Genomic DNA, 19,897 nt, shown 5'->3' on the forward strand with positions numbered 1-19,897 from the left:
TAGGACTTTATGCTATACTAAAATCATGAAAAAACTAATAAAGGCATTCTTCGATAACGAAATCCTCTCCTACCTATTTTTCGGTGGTGCTACTACTTTGGTTTCTATTTTATCGCGCTTGGTTATTTACCACATCAGCCACCAGGAAATCCTAGCAACCGTACTCGCAAATCTTATCGGGATTCTCTTTGCCTTTCTCACAAATGATACAATTGTCTTTAAACAAGAGAGAAGAAATTGGCCAACTCGCCTAGCTAAGTTTTTCTTAGCTCGTCTCTCTACACTTGGACTTGACGTTCTTTTAACTTATATCTTCGTTACAACCTTTCCTGATCTTATTGGCCAGTTTGTCGAATATAATATAGATAGGGTTAATACGGTTGAAACCATCCTAGCACAAATCTTGATTATTCTGCTTAATTATATTTTCAGTAAAATCTATATTTTTAAAAGGAGCAACTGATCTCCTTAAGCATCCAGGTTGCCTTTTGTCACAATTTAGGATATAATTAGTTAGAAATTAGGAAAGGAATTTATGAAAATGTTAAAGGACCTAAAAGAATTCTTGCTTCGCGGTAATGTTGTTGATCTTGCTGTCGGTGTAATCATCGCCTCTGCTTTTGGTGCTATTGTAACTTCACTCGTTAACGATATCATCACTCCACTTATCTTGAACCCAGCTTTGAAAGCTGCGAACGTTGAACGTATCGCTGAACTTTCATGGAATGGTGTTGGTTACGGTAGCTTCTTGAGCGCTGTTATCAACTTCCTTGTTGTGGGTACAGTTCTCTTCTTCGTTATCAAAGGTATTGAAAAAGCTCAAAATCTTCGTAAAAAAGAGGAAGTGGTTGAGGAAGCTCCTGCTGCTCCAACTGAACTTGAAGTTCTTCAAGAAATCAAAGCTCTTCTTGAGAAAAAATAAGACAGATAAAGGATCTAGCTTAAAGCTAAATCCTTTTTTTCTTTACTCTTTTGGTAACTTACCAGCCTTTTCCAGCATTTTCTTAACTAAGTACGGCATCTTTACATTTTCACGACCTTTTTTCTCAATGAGTTTTTTGACAAATTCTGGCATCTGAAGACCGTCTGTCTCCTCCATGATGTCCTTTGTAGTTGCTGAAGGAGCTAACTCATCAAAGGTTTCTTCTTCTGGGAGAAAAGCTTTAAATTCTTTGTCTTCATTGGCTCTTACAGTAGCAACTAAAGCGTCAATCAAACGACTATCCGTATTGGGCATAGGTGGGCGATGATAGGTGACACCTAATTCTTGACATAAATCATAACATTCCACATCATTATCAAAAAGGACTTCGATATGTTCACTAATAAAGCTAATCGGGACAAAAATATAATGCTCTGGATGTTGCTTTTGTTCTCGCAAATATTCTAAAACGTCTGGCTTGATCCAAGGGATCCCAATATCGCTTTCGCTCTGCCAAGTATTGGTATACTGGTCGGCTGTTAGACCGAGTTGTTCAGCGATTAGCTTGCTATTATCGAAAATCTGATCGATATATGGATCTCCATAGTCTAAGGCAAAAATGGGGACGCTATGGGCTGAAAAGATCACCTTGAAGGATTCTGCTCCCACCTGATCTTGTAAAATTTTCCTAATCTCGTCAGTCCAAAAGTCCAGCAAAGGCTGCTGTTGATACCAATCCTTAATGACTAAAAATCGAATCTGCTGGCTTTCCAGAAACTTTTCATACCCCATGACTGAGTAAAAAGAATAATGAGGTTCCAAAATCAAGCAGATACATTCTTCAACACCATCTGCTTCCATCTGCTTGATCACGTCTGGAATAAAGGGACGAGAAAATTTGTTGGCAAAGTAGATACCGTACTCCTCGCCTAAACGTTCCTTGACTAAATCAACCTCCTCACGTGTAATCCTCTGCAAGGGCGTCCCACCGATAAGGACATAGTTGTCAAAGAGAGTCTGAATCTCGTGATCTTGGGGTCTAACTCCACGACGAATGTTTGTAAAGAATTCTGCCACTCCTTCAAAACTAATCTCCTCTGGAGATCCAAAGGTCATCATTAATATGGCTTTTTTCATGTTATCATCCTTATGATATTATTTTCACTATCCATTCTATCATGAAAGAGAAAAATAGTAAACGCTTCCGACGTCTACTATTTCTTTTTGTCTTTAGTCTTTTTATCTCGTCTCATGATTAGGATGATGAGGATAAGAAGTAAGAGGACGATAATAAGGAGTAGAAAGGCTAGGATATAAATCCAATGGCTGGGAATTCCGTGATCGAAATACCGTGTTCCTACTGCTTCCCCACTTTTATCCTGTGCTGCTTTTACTGGTGCATCCGTTATTTTTGCTAAAAGGATATGACGGCCGTTGGTAATATTCAGAAAACAGGTGCTTAATAAAACAATCTTGTCCGTTGAAGTCAAGGAAACATCTCGCTTGTACTTGGCTTTACTCAACAGATACTGATAGTAGGCCTGGTGTTCCTCATCGTTGGAACTCAAGGTTCGGTAAATTTCCGTATCATAGGCATCCACTTCTAAAATCCCAAAAATCTCAAGACCACGTTCTCGACCATTGTAGTAAATAGAACCATAGCGATGCTGGTCGAAGAATTCCTTATCAGCAAATTTCTTAATCTCGCCGAACATAGCCCCTGAAGCCATAGAGTGACCGTAGATGATGGTATTAAAATCAGTAAAGTTGGGATTAAAGCGATAGTCTAGGAATATAGAACCTGACACAGTATAATCACCAAAAGCATTGCGGTCAAGGTATTTGACATTGTCCTGACTCTGCAAGAGGGGATAGTCTACCTTAGTCCCATCTAGGCTAATCCAACCGCAAACATCATGATTAAGCTGTTGCAGGGTTTCAAATCCTGTGCTCGAAGCATCCTTTTCAATAGGATTATAGTGATCATAGTCACTCGCTTCCGCTCTCTGCCAACTAAAAAGAGCTACAAAAACACAGAAGAATACCAGAAATACTTTTTTGAACCGCAATCTCTTTTGAACCGTCATCGGCACTCCTTTCTATGCGAGATTTCTTAAAAGGAAAGGAGGCGGGACAAAACCGCCTCTTTTCTATTCACCCTTAGTCAGTAAAAGGGTCTGCTTCTTGCATTTTCTTACTCTCTCTTCTACGACGTAGGATCAAGTAGAGGACAAGGAGTAAGAAAATCAAGAGCAAGAACAATACAAACAAGATAAGGTACCAAATCCATAGTGGGATTGATGAGAGGAAACGTCCAAGAGACGAGTCATCAAAGACACTGTATGGGAATGGTTTTGATTTTTTTGTATGGAAAGTATTTTTAGGGACGGTGTCTGTAATCTTTGCGACCACGATATGACGACCATTAGTCACATCGAGAAAACAGGTGCTGAGTAGGATGATACGATCACTTGGCGAGAGCGAGATATCCCGCTTGTGCATGGCTACTGAGAGCAAGTGATCTAGATAGGCCTGCTGATGATCCTCACCCTGTATTCCTGGATCATAGATGTTAAAGTCATAGGCATCGACCTCCAACATCTCAAAGATCTCGAGCCCTTTTTCCACACCATTGTAGTATATACTACCGTAACGATGCTGGTCAAAAAATTCCTGATCAGCAAACTTAGCCACATCACCAAACATGACCCCGTTTTCTACGTGGTGCCCGTAGATAATGGTATTAAAGTCTTCGAACTTGGGATTATTTCGTGCATCGAGAAAGATAGCGCCTGTCGCTGCAAACTCACCTTTGGAGTCCTTGTTGAGATACTTTTCATTGTCCTTGGCTTGGACCAAGGGATAGTCGATATTGGTACCATAGACATTGATCCAACCGAGGACTTCGGGATTGAGTTCTTGGAGTTTGCTGAAGCCTGAAAAGCTAGCTAGCTCATCCTGTTGCGTCGTGACAGGTCGATAAGCTTCGTACTCACTTGACGAAGCCAAGGAGTAGACTTGGTTGGAATCCCAAAGGGCATAGAAACCAAAGAGAAAGATCAAAGCTGCAAAAATGAGCAGCAGGTGGTTGATCACCCCATCCACAGCAAGAACGAGACGCCTAGACAGACTCTTTTTTGGTTTCTCACGCTTGGTTTTCATCGTTTGCCCCCAGCCGTTTAGGCTTCTCTACGTTTTTTAGACAAGACAACAAATCCAGCTAAACCAAGACCAATCATCAAAATGAATGGAAGGTTATCAATCAAGAGACCAGTAGGGGTAACGTCTGGTAGTGTATTTGTGATAGTATTATTGTTTGTCTTTTCACCAATCAAAGAATTATCTACAGAAAAATCAGTAGCTTTAGTTCCAGTAGCTTCTTTAGTTATACCATTTTCATTATAAGTAGCTGATGCAGTATAACCTGCTGTTCCAATTTCTTTAACAGTATATCGAGTACCTGCAGGGATAGTTTGGAAGACTAACATTTGATCATGATGGAGTGTTATTGTCTTTTCTTGTCCGCTAGTGAAAGTATATTCTGTATTATTTACTTTTCCTATAAATGTATCACTAGTTGCTGTTGAAGACTTGGTAAAGGTAATCTTAAACGTAAAATCTTTTGTTTTATCAGCAGTATCCCCTGAAACAACTTTTTTAATGAACAATGAATTTGTTGTAGGATCTAGATTATCTGGATTCGGTTTATTCGGTGTTGGTTCATTTGGAGTAATTTTACCTGCATCTTTACGATAAATATTGTCAAATAAATCATACGTATACGTTCCAGAATTTGTAGATGGTTTTACTTTTGCACCACTAGCATTATTTGTTTCTCTAAAGTATACTGATGAAATATATGTTCCATTACCATTTTTTTTATTTTTTACAATAACATGCATGTTGTATGTCCGAGTATCATAGGTCATACTATCGATGTCTTTACCATCTTTATTTATAGGTTTCCAACCTGTATTTTCTTCTTTTACACTATAAACATATTCTCCAGCATGCCCATAAGTTACACCATCAAAAATATCTCCTGTTGCTTTTTTAATGCTGTCTGCTCCCGCTTTTAATTCATCTGAAGAACCATATGTAACTGTTCTCTTGGGAATGTCAACACCTGTTTCATAAGGAGCCTCATTTGATGATGTTCCAGTTTGTGGTGTGAAAGTGAATGTAAATGTTGCTTCTGGTGTTGTGATTCCTTCTGCAATCTTCAATGTCTTATTAATTGCAACCTTAGCATTTGTCTCACCTGTACTCGTTGCAGTTGCCGCTACATCATCATTTGAGTCAGCAAAGCTAATAGGGGCATGGAACACCGACAAAGCGGTTATAGCTGCAATACTTGCAGTGAATAGCTTTTTAAAGAATGTTTTTTTCATGATTATTCCTTTTGTTTTTTTATTTTCTTTTTTCATTATGATCATCAAAAGCCTCGTCTTCTAATGACTGTTACAACTTTGCCTTGAGTATCCTGTATAGGGATGGTTCCAAAAGCACGACTGTCTACAGCCGTTGTTCGATTATCCCCGAGGACAAAGAGTTGTCCTGCTGGGACTTTCATCGGGAAGGTTGCCCCTTCCTTATAGAGCAGCGTTTCTTTGTAGATATCTTGCTCTTGTTGAGGAGAACCATTGATGATGAGACCATTTTCGTTTATATCGATTGTACTTCCTTCGGTTGCTATGACACGCGCCACTCTTTCCTTGCCTTTATAACTATAGACTAGCAAATCACCAATCGAATAGCGTTTATCCAACCTATAATAGACGACCAAGTCGCCATCTTTTAAGGCGGGCTTCATGCCATCGTCATTGTATCTTAATAGTCCAAAGACGAAAAAGTAAAGGGTGGCTAGTACAACCCCAACCATCAGAAGTTTACTGACTAAGTAAAGGATATCTCCCCAGACACTCGGCGGAGACTTATCCCGATTGACTTGCGTTACTGGTTTCTTATGTTTCTTTTTAAGCAGCATCACTTCCTCCTATTCACCACAAGGTGACCAAGTAAGATGATAAAGAAGATCCCTCCTAGAGGAAGAACGACTCCAAGCACGAGAGTGCTACTCAAGAAGTCAATTCCCGTTTCAGGTACGCTGTTTTTATTATTCGTGACTGTCGCAGACTTATCCTTATCAAGCTTGCCTTCTTTATTTTTATAGGACACCTGATACCCACGAGACGAACTTGCTTCTTCTTCGATACTGTACTGGGCATTTAGAGGAAGGTCGAAAATTTTAATGGTTTTATCTTTCTTTAAATCGACTGTTGCCTTACCATTAGTAAATTTTAGGGTTGTTTTTTGATTATTTACTATTGCACTATACGATCCATTCAATGGTTTATTTTGCGCATCCTTTACGTTAATGGTAATCTTAAAGTATTGCAAAAGATTAGCAAAGGCACCTGTAACTTTTTTTGTGACTGAAAGTATCGGAAGTCTGTGGTTGGTGACGATTGTTTGAACATCCTCTGACAAAGTCCCCTCTTGTTTTTCATAGGTAACATGATATCCTGCTCTAGAGTTCTCTACTTCTTCTACCTTATAGTGGGTATCACGAGGCAGATATTTGAGGGCAGTTTCTTGACCATTTTTGAGAGAAATCTGCGCTTTTCCATTAGTCACTATTGTATTCCCAAACTTGCCATTAATCGGCTTGCCATCCTTATCTGAAAGGGTAACATTAATTGTGAAATACTTATTAGGTGATTGCTCACCTTCTAGGATTTTCTTTATGGTGAGGCTTGGAAGCTGTCGGTAAATAACTTTGAAGGATGGTTTCTCTTTCGTACCTGTCTTTTGAACTTCGACTGTGTAGCCCGGAGCGTCTGGTGCTTTCAGTTCGTAGTCATATCCCTTGGCTACCTTTGCAAAACTAGCATTTTCAGTAAAACTATTCGTTTGAACTGGACTAGTGACCTTTCGATAGGAATCCTTTGTACTTCCATCTTTCTTTTGGTTTAATTTTAATTCGACACTAGGTGGACGATTTGCTGATGGATTTGATTTCCCATCGACACCTTTCCATTCAACTTCAACCGAAATCGTCAATGGATCTGACGGCTTGAAAGTGGGCTTCTCAGAATAGTCTTTTGTTTTGGTACGTGAGGTCCCAATACCATAGGAATAGGCAACTTTTGCCCCCTTGTTGGAGTAGAGTTTAGTAGCATCGGCTCCTTCGGCATCATCACTAGTAAGTGTCTTATCACCTGCAATCGCATCAAAGGCTTCTTGGGTAGAGGTGACAGTAAACTTGAGAACGTACTTGGCGTCATCCTCCAAAGTGTAACTCGGATCAAACTTGGCTGTTACTTCCACTAATCCCTGTTCGTTCTTCTTACTTTCAATCGTCACTTGATTAGTTGTCAGTTCTTCCTCATTACCATCCTTTATTTTGACGACACGAAGGCGTGAAGCATTACCCGGTAACAGCTGCACGTACTTGGACAAGACATCTGATATAGTTACATGGTGTACGCCTAGAGGTAGAATTTTATCGGTGATTTCTTTGAATTTTTGTTGCAGTTGATTTTCATCGCTTGCTGAAAGGATTTCATTCGGGATTGTGGAATTATAACCACCGATATATTCCTTAAGGGATGTAATACTATCTTTTGAGCCTATGTATTTGAATTTAATTGAATAGAAGCCATCTATTTTCGGAGCTATTAAACTAGAAATACTTCCCATACCTCTCTCTAAACCGGAAGTAAACCAATCTGGTGTATCAATTGTACGTCCCACGTTTGGATTAGAAGAATAATTGTATATCGTCCTCCCGCTACTATGATCGTAATACATATTAGCTTCGCCATCTGATAGCAGAATAATTACTTTTTTCGCCCCTGTCCTTGCACTTTGCAATAATTTTTGAGCTTCAGTTAATCCAGCATTTATATTTGTACCAGTACCGATACCAGCGTTCATACCATAAGAACGATTGGAGTCAGCAATTGTCAACGAACTAACAATATTTTTTGAACTATTAGAATCAGTACTCCAAGCTACTAAAGTTTTAGCATCATCATATGGAGAAATATTCGAATACCAACCAGCCCAATTTGGCCACCCATATCTTGTTCCGTAATAGTTGTAATCTTCATAAACGTTATCAATTTTTCCGGCAAACCCAACTATAGATAGACGGTTTTGAGAGTTAGAAAGAATTGTATCAATGAGTCCCTGACGACCGTTTACACCTCTAAGTGTATGTTTTAGTGCTTCAATTCTACTTACATAACTTGAAGTGTAAGATGACCACACATCTTGCTCTTTCATACTCCCTGAAAGATCGGCAACTAGGACAACATCCAAGGGTTCTGACTGGGTTTCCGTTCCCAGTTTAGATGTGATATCCAGTGACAACTCATACTGGTCTTCCTGCCCCTGAATTGGAGTAATCGTTTTGCGAAGAGTTGTCTGAGGTTCCGTTGTTGATTCTGCATGTAAAGAATTAATCGGTGCACACAAAAAAAGAATAGCTAGAAAGATAACTAAACGACTGGTGAAATATTGAATTTTCTTAAAATCATATTGAATGTTCATGCTATCTCCCTTACTAGAATATGTTTAAATCTGTTACTATATAAATTTGAAACATCCATAGGTTAATTATATAATAATGTTGAGCGCATGTCAATCAATGTGTTTGAAAACATGTTATTATAAATTACAAAAAAGTATGATTCTTCTTTGTTTTTCAATGTTTTCTGTGGTAAAATGGAAAAAATGGTAAAATATATCACAAAATATAGATGCATATATTTCATTCTAATAACTCAGAAAATTTTTTGAAAGTCTTCTGAATTTGAATTATTATATTTTTTCAAAATTCATAAAATTTCTCAAATCATATTTTTCCGAAGTTTTGTATCCTATTTTATGATAAAAAAGGAGTTTTTATGTCTTATCCGAACCTTTTGGAACGTTTTCTGACCTACGTTAAGGTCAATACACGTTCTGATGAACACTCTACTACTACTCCAAGTACGCAGAGCCAGGTAGATTTTGCGACTAATGTTCTTATTCCTGAAATGAAACGTGTCGGCCTGCAAAACGTCTACTACCTACCAAATGGTTTTGCTATTGGTACCTTACCAGCTAATGATCCCAGCCTGACACGTAAGATTGGATTTATCTCCCACATGGATACAGCTGACTTTAATGCTGAGGGAGTTAATCCACAGGTGATTGAAAACTACGATGGCGGAGCTATCGACTTAGGTAATTCTGGATTTAAACTGGATCCTGCTGATTTCAAGAGCCTTGAAAAATATCTAGGTCAAACGCTTATCACAACAGATGGCACGACCTTGCTAGGTGCTGATGACAAGTCTGGAATTGCTGAAATTATGACTGCTATCGAATATTTGACAGCTCATCCCGAAATCAAACACTGTGAGATTCGAGTTGGTTTTGGTCCAGATGAAGAAATTGGCGTTGGAGCTAACAAGTTTGATGCAGAAGATTTTGACGTTGACTTTGCCTATACTGTTGATGGTGGTCCGCTAGGTGAGCTTCAGTACGAAACTTTCTCAGCAGCAGCTGCTGAACTCCATTTTCAAGGGCGCAATGTCCACCCTGGTACTGCAAAGGGTCAAATGGTCAATGCCCTTCAGCTAGCAATTGATTTTCATAATCAACTTCCAGAGAATGACCGACCTGAACTGACAGATGGTTACCAAGGTTTCTATCATCTTATGGATGTGTCAGGTAGTGTCGAAGAGGCGCGTGCAAGCTACATCATTCGTGACTTTGAAAAGGATTCCTTTGAAGCTCGTAAAGCAGCTATGCAATCTATTGCTGATAAGATGAATCAAGAGCTTGGGAATGATCGCGTTAGCTTGACTCTGACAGACCAGTACTACAATATGAAGGAAGTCATTGAGAAAGACATGATGCCTGTTACCATTGCTAAGGCTGTTATGGAAGATTTAGGTATCACGCCAATTATCGAACCAATCCGTGGTGGAACAGATGGGTCTAAGATTTCCTTTATGGGAATTCCAACTCCTAATATCTTTGCTGGTGGTGAAAACATGCATGGACGTTTTGAATACGTTAGCCTTCAGACTATGGAGCGTGCGGTGGATACCATCATTGGCATTGTATCTTATAAAGACTAAAAAAGACGAGGTAGCTCAGCTACTTCGCCTTTCTTTTTATTCATTTGGTTGAGCACTTGTCTCAGACTCACTTTGCGCTTGCTTTTCTGTTGGTTGAGAAGCAGCTGTTTCACTGTCTTTCTCAGACTTAGATTGGCTATCAGTTTCACTTGCTTTTGAACGAAGTTCCTGGTTCAAGCTAATGATTTCTTTAGCTAGAGTGAGGAGACCTTCTTTATCACTGCTTTTGGCTGCAAGTTGATCAAATAGGCCATCAACACGTTCAAAGTCAGCATCGGATCCTTTGTTATCCTCTAAGTACTTGTGAAGAGAGAGCAAGACATTATAGAGTTTTTGGTAGATGATCACGGTTTGCGGATCTTGTTCTGCTTCTTTTTCCTCTCGTTGGATAGTCGCTGCAATACGATTCAAGAGATCCTCAAGTTGTGTTTTAGCTTCGTCAAGGTCTGCATTTTCCTTTTCAGTAGCCGCTTTGATATTAGCTGCTTCTTCAGCTAGGGATTGTTTGACACCATCTTCTTTGACACGTGCTAGGAGTTGATCAGCTTTAGTTAGGAGAGCATCCACTTCTCCCTTCTTAACATGGCTAACCCGCTCTTCTGGCATAAAATCACCGTAGAGTTCTTTTAGGAATTCATAGATGGCGGTCTTAGCAGTTTGACTATCTACTTTTTCCGTATCTAGAATAGTCTTACCAGCTTTTGTAGATACGGGTTCTTCTTTGAGAGCTTCTTCTACTTCTAGCTTAGTTTGGTAAATAGTTGGGAATAACTTGTTCAAGTCGGTTGCTTTGAGGAAAGATTGTGACTGGTAAAGTTCCCATGTCAACTTGGCAACACGGTTCCGAAGTTCTTCTCTCAAACGACCATCAGACACATGTTCGTAGAAGTACTTGATGTACTCTACTGTTGTGACTCCTGTCCGATCTCGGAAATCTTGCAAGGCCTGAAGTTTTGTTTCAATGGCATCCAACTCTGTCTCATCTTGTGCTAGTTTTGCTTCCTGCAAATGTACCAAAAGATCTTTCTTAGGCAGGCCATAAGTATCTGTATCCAGTGTATTGATCTTATCTACTAGGGCTTGGTACTTCTTATCTAAAGGTGAAGTTTCAACCGGTGCCACACTTTGATCCACATGGATATACTGTTTATCAAAGAGATCCAAGGCTGCTAGATATCCAGCAGTTGAGTTTGTTGCCAGTTTTTTCATATTTTCGGTGAACTGCCCCAAAGCAAGTTCAACACGTCTCTGCATGATTGGCTGGTCTTTGTAGAGATTTCTGCTATCTGCTAACAGTTGATCCACTTTAGATAGAACAGTTTGTTCATCAAAAGCCCCAGGTTGATAGGTCGATTGTAGGGCCGGAATCTTGTTTTTCAAAGCCACTTCATAGCCCTTGGTTTGAACCTTGATGTAGTGATTGTGGTCTCCGTGAGGAATCACAAAACTACCATTTTCTACTTGCAAACTATAAGGAGACACCCCATCACGTAGTGCAGTCGTATAAAGTTCATTTAGGAAATCCAGTTCTGGATTTCCAGTTTGGAGAGGAATACGAACATGTTCTTTTCGAACGGCATAGGGATGGATATGGGTTGGATCATAGGCTTGATCCGGATTTCCAAAGACAAAGAATCCATTTGAAATGCGAATCGCTTCGAGCGGAACCCCGTAGGTCTGTGAGATATACTTGATTTTTTCTTCATCGCTAGCATCTCTTGAGAAACTTTCCACAGTCTTTGCAAGTGGTTGAACGTGCTGAGGCTGATGATTTTCTTTCAAGTGATCTTGGGCAGCTTTGATTTGGGATGCAGTCAAGTCCTTCTTAAAGAAATAATGAGCGTGATCTCCATGAGAAACTACAAACCCTTGCTCATCTTCACTAATAACACGGTCAGCTGCAAAACCATGATCATGTTCTTCACCGTGGTGGTGTTCATGCTCCTCTCCATCGTGGTCATGGTCTTCATGGTTGGTATCCAGACTTCCATGGTTACCGTCTTGGTCATGATGATGATCTTGTTGAGCTGGATGTTCTGCTGGTTTACTTGGGTTTTCCAAAGGTGTTGGCTTCCCACTGTCGCTATTTAAAGGAATCATACGCGCAATCTTTTCTTCCAAGGCAGAAAGTTTTGTATATGGGATGAAATGATAGTGATTTCCGTGTGGAATCGCTACGCCACTTGGTGTTCTGCTTGAAATCTTAGCAGGGTCAAAAATCAAGCCATCTGATTCAGCATAACGTTGACTACTTGGAAGAGCATAGAGTTGCTGCAATAGACTCTGTAAGCTCTCTTCTGGATTGATTGGCGTTTCAGCTTCTTGACTCAGATTGCTAGTTTGACTAGTTGTGTTTGGAGTCGGACGATAGTCAGTCACACTTGCTTGTTTTCTAGTTCCAGAGAGGTAGGCTTGGGCAGCAGCCAATTCGCTAGCAGACAAGGAACTCTTAGGAATGTAGTGGTAATGTCCACCATGAGGGACAATATAAGCATCACCAGTATCCTCTATAATATCTGATGGGTTAAAGATGTAACCATCATCGGTAGTATAGCGTCCTTGCGATTGAGCAAGCGCCACTGCACTGTTAGAGGTTGGCGCATCATGAGTATGACCTTGTTTTTGGCGTTCAATTTCGTCCTTCGTACGAACGTTATCAGCATGTGCTGCATCCTTAAGGTAAACATAATACTTACCATCCACCTTGATAATGTAGCCACCTTTGATTTCATTGACAATATCAGCGTCTTTCAGTTGATAATTGGCATCTTTCATCAGAAGTTCTTCACTGAAAATCGCATCAAAAGGAACTTTACCATTGTAATAATGGAAATGATCACCATGTGAAGTCACATAACCTTGATCGGTAATTTTTACAACAATTTGTTCAGCCTGAATGTCTTCTTTTTTGCTAACTTGATCTGGTGTCTGATTCTCTGTTTTTTGAGTGTCTTGCTTCCCATTGACATAAGACACACGGTTATTATCTTTGTTTCCTTCTACCTGATGTTGGTTCAATGCATAGATGCATAGGCTTAGGGAAAGGACAAGAGCCGATCCTGCTGCAAGGTATTTCTTCTTCATTTTCATTATCTCCTCATTATACTTCCTTAACCATAGCGTAGATAGGATAGAAACTGGTCACAATTTTCATCCCTTTACCTGTCTGGCTTTCCTTTTGACCACAAGCAGCTAATACTAGAACCAATACACTGGTCATCAATACTAAAATCGTTCTCTTTTTCACCACAACTCCTTAACTAGTGTTTAACCATTTAATTAACTAGTAAATAGTTTATCTTTTTTTATTTAATAAGTCAAGATTTTTAATCGTCAAAAATAAAATCACTGTTTTAGGACTCTTTGATTCATTTTTTAAGACAGTAAACCCCAGTTTTTTTAACAAAGAAAAGGACATTATTCTATCAAAAATAGAACAATATCCTTTCGAATAGATTATAACTAATAAAAATCTTTTAAGGTTTTATTTGTTTAAGAGTCTTAATATCATACATTACTAATTCTCCATTTTTATTGTAAAACTGAACCCCTTCTGGTTGAAAGATTAGAAACTTAGGATCAATTTGAGCAATTTTCGCTAACTTTTCTATATGTTCATTTAAAGTTACTTTATCTAACCCATAGTTTGGTAAATCATCGTCATTTTCTTCTTTGGACTTTTCTTTATTTTCTGAAGGAATTTCGTTGGTTGTACCAGTCTCATTTTCCCCTATATTTTTCTTCGGTTGCTCCTCAGTTTTATCTACAGTAGTCTTATTCTTATCACTATTTTCAGTATTGTTTGAATCAGGTTTTAATTCTTCATTAGGATGCGTAGACGTTTCAGTTTTGGATTCTTTTTCTTTCATTCTTTTGGCTATTAAGTCTTGCGCTTGTTTCCATTCTGCTTCTGACAAGTCGGATTGAGTGATACTTCTCAATGAACCTCCACCAGCTCTTGGAATACTAAATGATTTGTCTCCCCATACAAAAGTTTCTTTTGCCAATACATCTTTCGGATCAAAAATATAACCATCTGGAGTTGCAAATCGACCTTCTGCAAGAGCTTTCTGAACTTCTTCGGCAGAATGGATAATTTGCCAATTCTGCATTCCAGCACGTTTTTCAAGAGGAGTTACATTAGCAATAACGGAACCTGAGTCCTCGTGACCCGGCTTAGACCAAACTTCGGGACGAACCTCAGGGTGTTGCATGACATATTTAATAGTCGCAATTTGATTAGGCTCTAACCATGAGTAAGGCACAACGTGAATATGATCAATGTGTGGGATAATGAATGAAGTGCCGGTATCATAGGTAGTATTCGCCGCATGCATCGGCAAACTTGAGACATCTACAGCCAATCTTGGTTTGATCCCTGTGTCCACAATATCATAGCGATAATGATCTCGATCCTTAAGCATAAGTTCTTGTTCAGAAAAAGCAATTTGAGTAAGATCAAGTTCATCTCGAGAGTAGAAGTATTTTTTTCCGTTTTCTTTAAGAACATAGCCAACTTTACCATCTTTAGTCACTTTACCAGTCACTTTTTTTGAATCAAATTTTGGTTTTTCTTTGTTATCCATATTCTCTGAAGGAATAACACTCTCATTAGGTTGACCTTTTTCCTTCATCCATTTGCTAACTTCATCTAATTCAAATTGTTCTAACTCTCCAAATCCCACATAATGGAAATGATTTCCATGTCTCGCTATAATGCCTGATTTATCAACTGAATAGATAGAATCTTTACTGAATACATATCCATCACTAGTGTCGTATGGTTTACCATCCAGACCTTTACCATAAGCCTTAATTGAATTTCCTAAAAATGTATGCTCAACTGTACTGTTTGCTGGCTTTTGAGTATTTACTGGCCTGTTGTTTCCATTATCTTGTCCTTTTACAGAAATCATTCTCGCAATCTTCTGCTCTAATTCAGACATTTGAGAGTAAGGGATAAAATGGTAATGGTCGCCATGAGGTACTGCAACACCATTCGCAGTTTTTCTTGTGATCTGTGCTGGATCAAAGACAAGTCCATCTGATTCGACATGTCGTTGGCTGAGTGGCAAGGCGTAAAGTTGTTTCAGAAGGCTATCAATATCCTCATCACTCTGACTTGCTTGGTTATCGTCGCTACTGTTGTTAGCTGTGTTCGTGTTCGTATAGCTGTTACCTTGATTATTATAGGATGGAGTCCATCTATCTACATCGCTGCTAGCACTGTTGTTATTGCTACGGCGATAAGTAGGCGTATTTGATTGGCCGCTTCTACCAGATAGAAAGGCTTCTGCTGCAGCCAATTCGCTGGCTGATAACTCGCTCTTAGGAATGTAATGGTAATGGTTGCCATGAGGAACGATATAAGCATCACCAGTATCTTCAATGATATCAGAGGCATTAAAGATATAACCATCATCTGTGGTATAGCGTCCCTGTGAACGTGCCAAGGCTACCGCACCATCGTTTGCTGAAGTTCCTCCTTCACGATGCTGACTATGCTCTTGTTTTTGTCGATTGATTTCTTCTTTCGTACGGACATTATCTGCATGGGCCGCATCCTTAAGGTAGACATAGTATTTCCCATCTACCTTGATGACATAACCACCCTTGATTTCACTGACAATATCCTCATCTTTTAGTGTATAATTTGGATCCTTCATCAGCAACTCTTCACTGATGATAGCGTCGTAAGGAACCTTACCATTGTAATAATGATAGTGGTCACCGTGTGAAGTGACATATCCCTGGTCTGTAATCTTGATGACGATTTGTTCGGCATTGATGCCTTCTTTTTTACTAACCTCATCAGGAGTTAGATCCTCCGTTTTTTGCGCTGCTTGTTTTCCATCAACGTAAGACACACGGTTATTTTCCTTGACTGTTCTAGCTTGATACAGTCCTAACTCATAAGAACAGACACTTAAAATTAAAGCTGCCGCAGAACCTGCTAGGTATTTTTTATTAATTTTCATAATCTCCTCATTTTAATTCTTCTGCAAGAACATTCATATTTTCTTCTAGGTTTTCTAAGTACGTTTTGTCGTTTTCAGGGTCTGCTTCTAAAGGATTGAGTGTCTTTAGGCTAACTCCTGTTGATTTGACTAAGGTTTCAGCAACTTTAGAGGAAGCATTGCTCTCAGTAAAGATCGTTTTGACATTATAAGTTTTGACAAATTCTTGGATTTCTGTCAACTGTCTCGGACTTGGCTCTTGTTCAGGGGAAATCCCTGCAATACCAAGTTGTTTCAAACCAAAACGTTTAGCGAGGTAAGAAAAGGCTGTGTGTTGCGTAACAAAGGTCTTTTGACTCGCTTTTTCAAAAATAGGCTGGAATTTCTTAGTCAATTCCTGAGCTTTTTTGATAAAGGCTTGAGCATTTTTTTGGTAAGTTTCCTTGTGCTCACTATCAACCTCTGAAAGTTTGTCAGCGATAATCTGGGCTTCTTCTCCTGCTTTTTCAGGATCTAACCAAGTGTGCGGGTCGTAAAGTGTTTTTTCATCAATACCGTCACCAGCTTCTACATCCTCCAAACCTGGTACACGGTCCAATGTCATTCCTTCAGAAGCCTCTAAAACTTTAACTTTTGATTTTTTCAAATTTGGATCCAGACTTCCTGCCCAAGATTCAAGCGTATGAGAATGGTAGACAAAAACATCCGCGTCATAAATGGCAGCAATGTCATTTGCTGACGGTTCAAAGGAGTGAATCCCGTTACTTGACTGAATCATCCGAACATCATTCAAGTCCCCCGATACCTCTTTGACCATGGCATAGATCGGGTAAAAACTTGTTACAATCTTCATCCCTTTTGCTTCTTGTTTTTCTTTTTGACCACATGCTCCTAAGACAAGAGCCAACACACTGGTCATCAATAATAGTATTGTTCTTTTTTTCATCATTACTCCTTAACTAGTGTTTAACTGATTAATTAACCAGTAAATAGTTTATCTTTATTTACACTATCTGTCAAGATATTTTGCACATTTTCATGAAAAAAATGAGAACTAGAACTCACATTCTGCTCTCATTTTTCGTTTTCCCGTTCTCCTATCCTGTTTTTAGGAGTTAGAAAATACTGCTACCTTTACTTACTCTCCTTTAATAAAGCCAACAACTTTTCAGCTTCTGCCATAATAGTATTGTTGTCTTGAGCGCCAAACAATAGATTATTCTTTAATCCAGTAAGAGTTTCGTTAGCGTTAGACTTGACGATGGGGTCTTGAATTTTTGCAAGTAAATCTTCAGCTTTTCTTAACTTCGCTTCAACCTTTTCAGTCTCGACCTGAGGTTTTTCTGGTTCCTCTGGTGATTCTTCTTCCGGCTCCTCAGTTGGTTTTGGAGATTCTGGTTTCTCACTTTGAGGCTTCTCTTCGCGTGGCTTTTCTTCCTCAGGTTTGTCTGTCCGAGGTTTCTCCTCTGATGGTTTTTCTGTTTGATTGGTATCAGCTTGACCATTTTGGTTTCTTTGAACATGGTCACTTGCATTGCCCCAACCACTATCTGAATGCGGACGTTCGTTTGGATGTTCGACATAGTACTTGACAGTCGCAAAGAGATCTTCTAGACTATACCCCTTAGGTGCCTCATAAAGTCCTTCGTCAAACCACTCAAATTTGATGTTATGGTAATGGTCATAATGAGGTATGATTAAACTACCATTTTTGACTTCCACAGTATGTTGGAGATTATAAGGCATACGATCAAGGGGCACCTTCTTAGCTGCTTTCACGTGGTTGTAGATAGCTTCTGCTCCTTTTGCCTCAGTATTTCCTGAATCCTGATGGTCTGTCGAAGGAGGAGTCAAGCCTTTCTCTTTAGCATAAGCCTGGGCTGCCGCTTTCTCGGCTTCAGACAAACTATCTTTCTTAATCCAATGACTGTGGGTCATATGCGGATTTACATAGGCATCCCCCTCATCACTGGTGATATCACGAGAATCAAAGATATAACCGTCTTCTGTTGTATACTTACCTGCCAACTTGGCCACTTGAATCTCATCATCAGTGTAGGCAATTTGCGCATTTGGTTTTCCTAGACGTTCTGGATGACGAATCGGTGCTAGAAATGCAAGTATATCTTCGACCAACTTAACTTTATCACTTGAGGCATCATTGAGTCGTTCCAACAGTTTATCCAAAGCGTCAAAATCAGCTTGGCGCCCTTTATTATCAAGTAAGTCTTGATGAACTGTTGCTAGTAAATCATAAGCCTTATTGTAAAATCCTCGATCGCCAGATGGAAGGTTAGTTTTCTTAGATCCAAGCTTATGAGTTAAACTTTCTTGCTTGGCTAGTTTACTATCAATGGCTGCAGCAGTTTCTGCTGAAAGTTCCTTGGTAGGAATATAACGTGTGGTTCCATTCTCCTCAAATACATAGCCATCGGCTACTTTTCGAATCGCCTGTCTAACCAATTTATCGTCAATTGGATTGCTTGGAGCTGGCTGAGGATTTGGTGCAGGTTGCGGGCTTGGACTAGGTTCCGGAGTCGGTTGTGGATTTGGTTCTGCTGGCCTTGAATCCGGCACCCAATGGTTCGAACGATAGCGAAGTGGGATGACGCGAGCGATTCGTTCTTCCAATTCAGACATCTGTGAATAAGGGATAAAATGGTAATGGTCCCCATGAGGTACTGCAACACCTCTAGCTGTTCGACTTGTGATTTGTGCTGGATCAAAGACAAGGCCATCAGATTCTACGTGTCGTTGGCTGAGTGGCAAACTATAAAGTTGTTTCAGAAGGCCATCAATATCCTCATCACTTTGACTCGCTTGACTATCGTCGCTACTGTTACTGTTGTTAGGCGTGTTCGTATAGCCACTACCTTGATTATTATAGGATGGGGTCCATCTATCTATATCACTGCTAGCACTGTTGCCATTGGTACGGCGATAAGTAGGCGTATTTGATTGACCACTTCTACCAGATAGGAAGGCTTCTGCAGCAGCCAATTCGCTGGCTGATAACTCACTCTTAGGAATATAATGGTAATGGTCGCCGTGAGGAACGATATAAGCATCACCAGTATCTTCAATGATATCAGAAGCATTAAAGATGTAGCCATCATCTGTGGTATAGCGTCCTTGTGAACGTGCCAAGGCTACCGCACCATCGTTTGCTGAAGTTCCTCCTTCACGATGCTGACTATGCTCTTGTTTTTGTCGATTGATTTCTTCTTTTGTACGAACATTATCTGCATGGGCGGCATCCCTAAGGTAGACATAGTATTTTCCATCTACCTTGATAACATAACCACCCTTGATTTCACTGACAATATCTTCGTCTTTGAGTGTATAGTTTGGATCCTTCATCAGCAACTCTTCACTAATGATAGCGTCATAAGGGACCTTGCCATTATAGTAATGATAATGATCCCCATGAGAAGTCACATAACCTTGATCCGTGATCTTGATGACGATTTGTTCGGCATTGATGCCTTCTTTTTTACTAACCTCATCAGGAGTTAGATTCTCCGTTTTTTGTGCCGCTTGTTTACCATCAACGTAAGACACACGGTTATTTTCCTTGACCATTCTAGCTTGATACAGTCCTAACTCATAAGAACAGACACTTAAAATTAAAGCTGCCGCAGAACCTGCTAGGTATTTTTTATTAATTTTCATCGAAACTCTCTTTCTTTTTGATATTTCTAGTTGCAATTCATTTCTAAATTGCAGAAACTCCTCTCTAAAAGTTAACTGGTTAATAGTTTACTCCTAAATATTCAACTTGTCAAGAATTTTATGAACTAGTTAACGATTTTTTTGTTTTCTACACTGTCTTCTATCTGAACAGTCTGATTTGAGAATCCTATATTGAAAATCAATCACCA

13 protein-coding genes and 1 pseudogene are annotated in these 19,897 nt (G+C 39.5%); 3 read left to right on the forward strand and 11 right to left on the reverse strand.

Annotated elements, in window-relative coordinates:
* Positions 1 to 25 precede the first annotated feature (25 nt).
* Both HMPREF1149_RS03335 and mscL read left to right on the forward strand, forming a co-directional pair.
* Positions 26 to 463: a GtrA family protein gene (locus HMPREF1149_RS03335; protein WP_000733463.1), complete on the forward strand. Its 438-nt coding sequence runs from the start codon at positions 26 to 28 to the stop codon at positions 461 to 463.
* A 78-nt stretch (positions 464 to 541) separates the two neighbouring features.
* Positions 542 to 922, forward strand: coding sequence for a large conductance mechanosensitive channel protein MscL (mscL, locus tag HMPREF1149_RS03340; protein ID WP_000910210.1), 381 nt, complete (start codon positions 542 to 544; stop codon positions 920 to 922).
* 42 nt (positions 923 to 964) lie between these two features.
* Here mscL and hemH read toward each other — a convergent pair whose 3' ends face one another.
* The 6 genes from hemH to pitA all read right to left on the reverse strand — a co-directional run bounded on the left by hemH (position 965) and on the right by pitA (position 8,479).
* Entirely contained in the window at positions 965 to 2,059 is a 1,095-nt protein-coding gene (hemH, locus tag HMPREF1149_RS03345) for a ferrochelatase (RefSeq protein WP_000709209.1), read from the reverse strand.
* 77 nt (positions 2,060 to 2,136) lie between these two features.
* Positions 2,137 to 3,009 (reverse strand): PI-2 pilus system class B sortase SrtG2, encoded by an 873-nt coding sequence (gene srtG2 / locus HMPREF1149_RS03350; RefSeq protein ID WP_000218040.1) that lies wholly within the window; start codon positions 3,007 to 3,009, stop codon positions 2,137 to 2,139.
* A 73-nt stretch (positions 3,010 to 3,082) separates the two neighbouring features.
* On the reverse strand, positions 3,083 to 4,084 hold the full coding sequence (gene srtG1 / locus HMPREF1149_RS03355; protein ID WP_000851045.1) for a PI-2 pilus system class B sortase SrtG1: 1,002 nt from the start codon (positions 4,082 to 4,084) through the stop codon (positions 3,083 to 3,085).
* A 17-nt stretch (positions 4,085 to 4,101) separates the two neighbouring features.
* Positions 4,102 to 5,358, reverse strand: a complete 1,257-nt coding sequence (locus HMPREF1149_RS03360) for a DUF7601 domain-containing protein (RefSeq protein ID WP_009066820.1) — start codon at positions 5,356 to 5,358, stop codon at positions 4,102 to 4,104.
* A complete protein-coding gene (gene sipA, locus HMPREF1149_RS03365; protein ID WP_000924783.1) occupies positions 5,358 to 5,909 on the reverse strand; it encodes a PI-2 pilus system signal peptidase SipA in 552 nt (183 codons plus the stop codon). The genes HMPREF1149_RS03360 and sipA overlap by 1 nt, the downstream gene beginning before the upstream one ends.
* Positions 5,909 to 8,479, reverse strand: a complete 2,571-nt coding sequence (pitA, locus tag HMPREF1149_RS0101900; protein ID WP_001025900.1) for a PI-2 pilus tip adhesin PitA — start codon at positions 8,477 to 8,479, stop codon at positions 5,909 to 5,911. The genes sipA and pitA overlap by 1 nt, the downstream gene beginning before the upstream one ends.
* Before the next feature lie 356 nt (positions 8,480 to 8,835).
* Here pitA and pepT point away from each other — a divergent pair, with 356 nt between their 5' ends.
* A complete protein-coding gene (gene pepT / locus HMPREF1149_RS03370) occupies positions 8,836 to 10,059 on the forward strand; it encodes a peptidase T (protein WP_000121373.1) in 1,224 nt (407 codons plus the stop codon).
* Positions 10,060 to 10,095: 36 nt separating this feature from the next.
* Here the strand turns inward: pepT and HMPREF1149_RS03375 are convergent, their stop codons facing one another.
* From HMPREF1149_RS03375 to HMPREF1149_RS03395, 5 genes and pseudogenes are all read right to left on the reverse strand, one after another.
* On the reverse strand, positions 10,096 to 13,143 hold the full coding sequence (locus HMPREF1149_RS03375) for a pneumococcal-type histidine triad protein (protein WP_000731460.1): 3,048 nt from the start codon (positions 13,141 to 13,143) through the stop codon (positions 10,096 to 10,098).
* A 19-nt stretch (positions 13,144 to 13,162) separates the two neighbouring features.
* Positions 13,163 to 13,279: pseudogene (locus HMPREF1149_RS03380) on the reverse strand (adhesin); the annotation flags it as partial.
* A 256-nt stretch (positions 13,280 to 13,535) separates the two neighbouring features.
* Positions 13,536 to 16,037, reverse strand: a complete 2,502-nt coding sequence (locus tag HMPREF1149_RS03385; RefSeq protein WP_000700251.1) for a pneumococcal-type histidine triad protein — start codon at positions 16,035 to 16,037, stop codon at positions 13,536 to 13,538.
* 7 nt (positions 16,038 to 16,044) lie between these two features.
* Entirely contained in the window at positions 16,045 to 16,962 is a 918-nt protein-coding gene (locus HMPREF1149_RS03390) for a metal ABC transporter substrate-binding protein (RefSeq protein WP_000747441.1), read from the reverse strand.
* 188 nt (positions 16,963 to 17,150) lie between these two features.
* On the reverse strand, positions 17,151 to 19,688 hold the full coding sequence (locus tag HMPREF1149_RS03395; RefSeq protein ID WP_000700233.1) for a pneumococcal-type histidine triad protein: 2,538 nt from the start codon (positions 19,686 to 19,688) through the stop codon (positions 17,151 to 17,153).
* Between the last annotated feature and the right edge of the window lie 209 nt (positions 19,689 to 19,897).

Origin of the sequence: Streptococcus sp. BS35b, assembly GCF_000286475.1 — a bacterium.
GTDB lineage: Bacteria > Bacillota > Bacilli > Lactobacillales > Streptococcaceae > Streptococcus > Streptococcus oralis_W.

Bases quoted from the DNA above. Each gene is read 5' to 3' on its own strand.
- HMPREF1149_RS03335 (WP_000733463.1), top strand. From the start codon at position 26: ATGAAAAAACTAATAAAGGCATTCTTCGATAACGAAATCCTCTCCTAC.
- mscL (WP_000910210.1), top strand. From the start codon at position 542: ATGTTAAAGGACCTAAAAGAATTCTTGCTTCGCGGTAATGTTGTTGAT.
- hemH (WP_000709209.1), bottom strand. From the start codon at position 2,059: ATGAAAAAAGCCATATTAATGATGACCTTTGGATCTCCAGAGGAGATT.
- srtG2 (WP_000218040.1), bottom strand. From the start codon at position 3,009: ATGACGGTTCAAAAGAGATTGCGGTTCAAAAAAGTATTTCTGGTATTC.
- srtG1 (WP_000851045.1), bottom strand. From the start codon at position 4,084: ATGAAAACCAAGCGTGAGAAACCAAAAAAGAGTCTGTCTAGGCGTCTC.
- HMPREF1149_RS03360 (WP_009066820.1), bottom strand. From the start codon at position 5,358: ATGATCATAATGAAAAAAGAAAATAAAAAAACAAAAGGAATAATCATG.
- sipA (WP_000924783.1), bottom strand. From the start codon at position 5,909: ATGCTGCTTAAAAAGAAACATAAGAAACCAGTAACGCAAGTCAATCGG.
- pitA (WP_001025900.1), bottom strand. From the start codon at position 8,479: ATGAACATTCAATATGATTTTAAGAAAATTCAATATTTCACCAGTCGT.
- pepT (WP_000121373.1), top strand. From the start codon at position 8,836: ATGTCTTATCCGAACCTTTTGGAACGTTTTCTGACCTACGTTAAGGTC.
- HMPREF1149_RS03375 (WP_000731460.1), bottom strand. From the start codon at position 13,143: ATGAAGAAGAAATACCTTGCAGCAGGATCGGCTCTTGTCCTTTCCCTA.
- HMPREF1149_RS03385 (WP_000700251.1), bottom strand. From the start codon at position 16,037: ATGAAAATTAATAAAAAATACCTAGCAGGTTCTGCGGCAGCTTTAATT.
- HMPREF1149_RS03390 (WP_000747441.1), bottom strand. From the start codon at position 16,962: ATGAAAAAAAGAACAATACTATTATTGATGACCAGTGTGTTGGCTCTT.
- HMPREF1149_RS03395 (WP_000700233.1), bottom strand. From the start codon at position 19,688: ATGAAAATTAATAAAAAATACCTAGCAGGTTCTGCGGCAGCTTTAATT.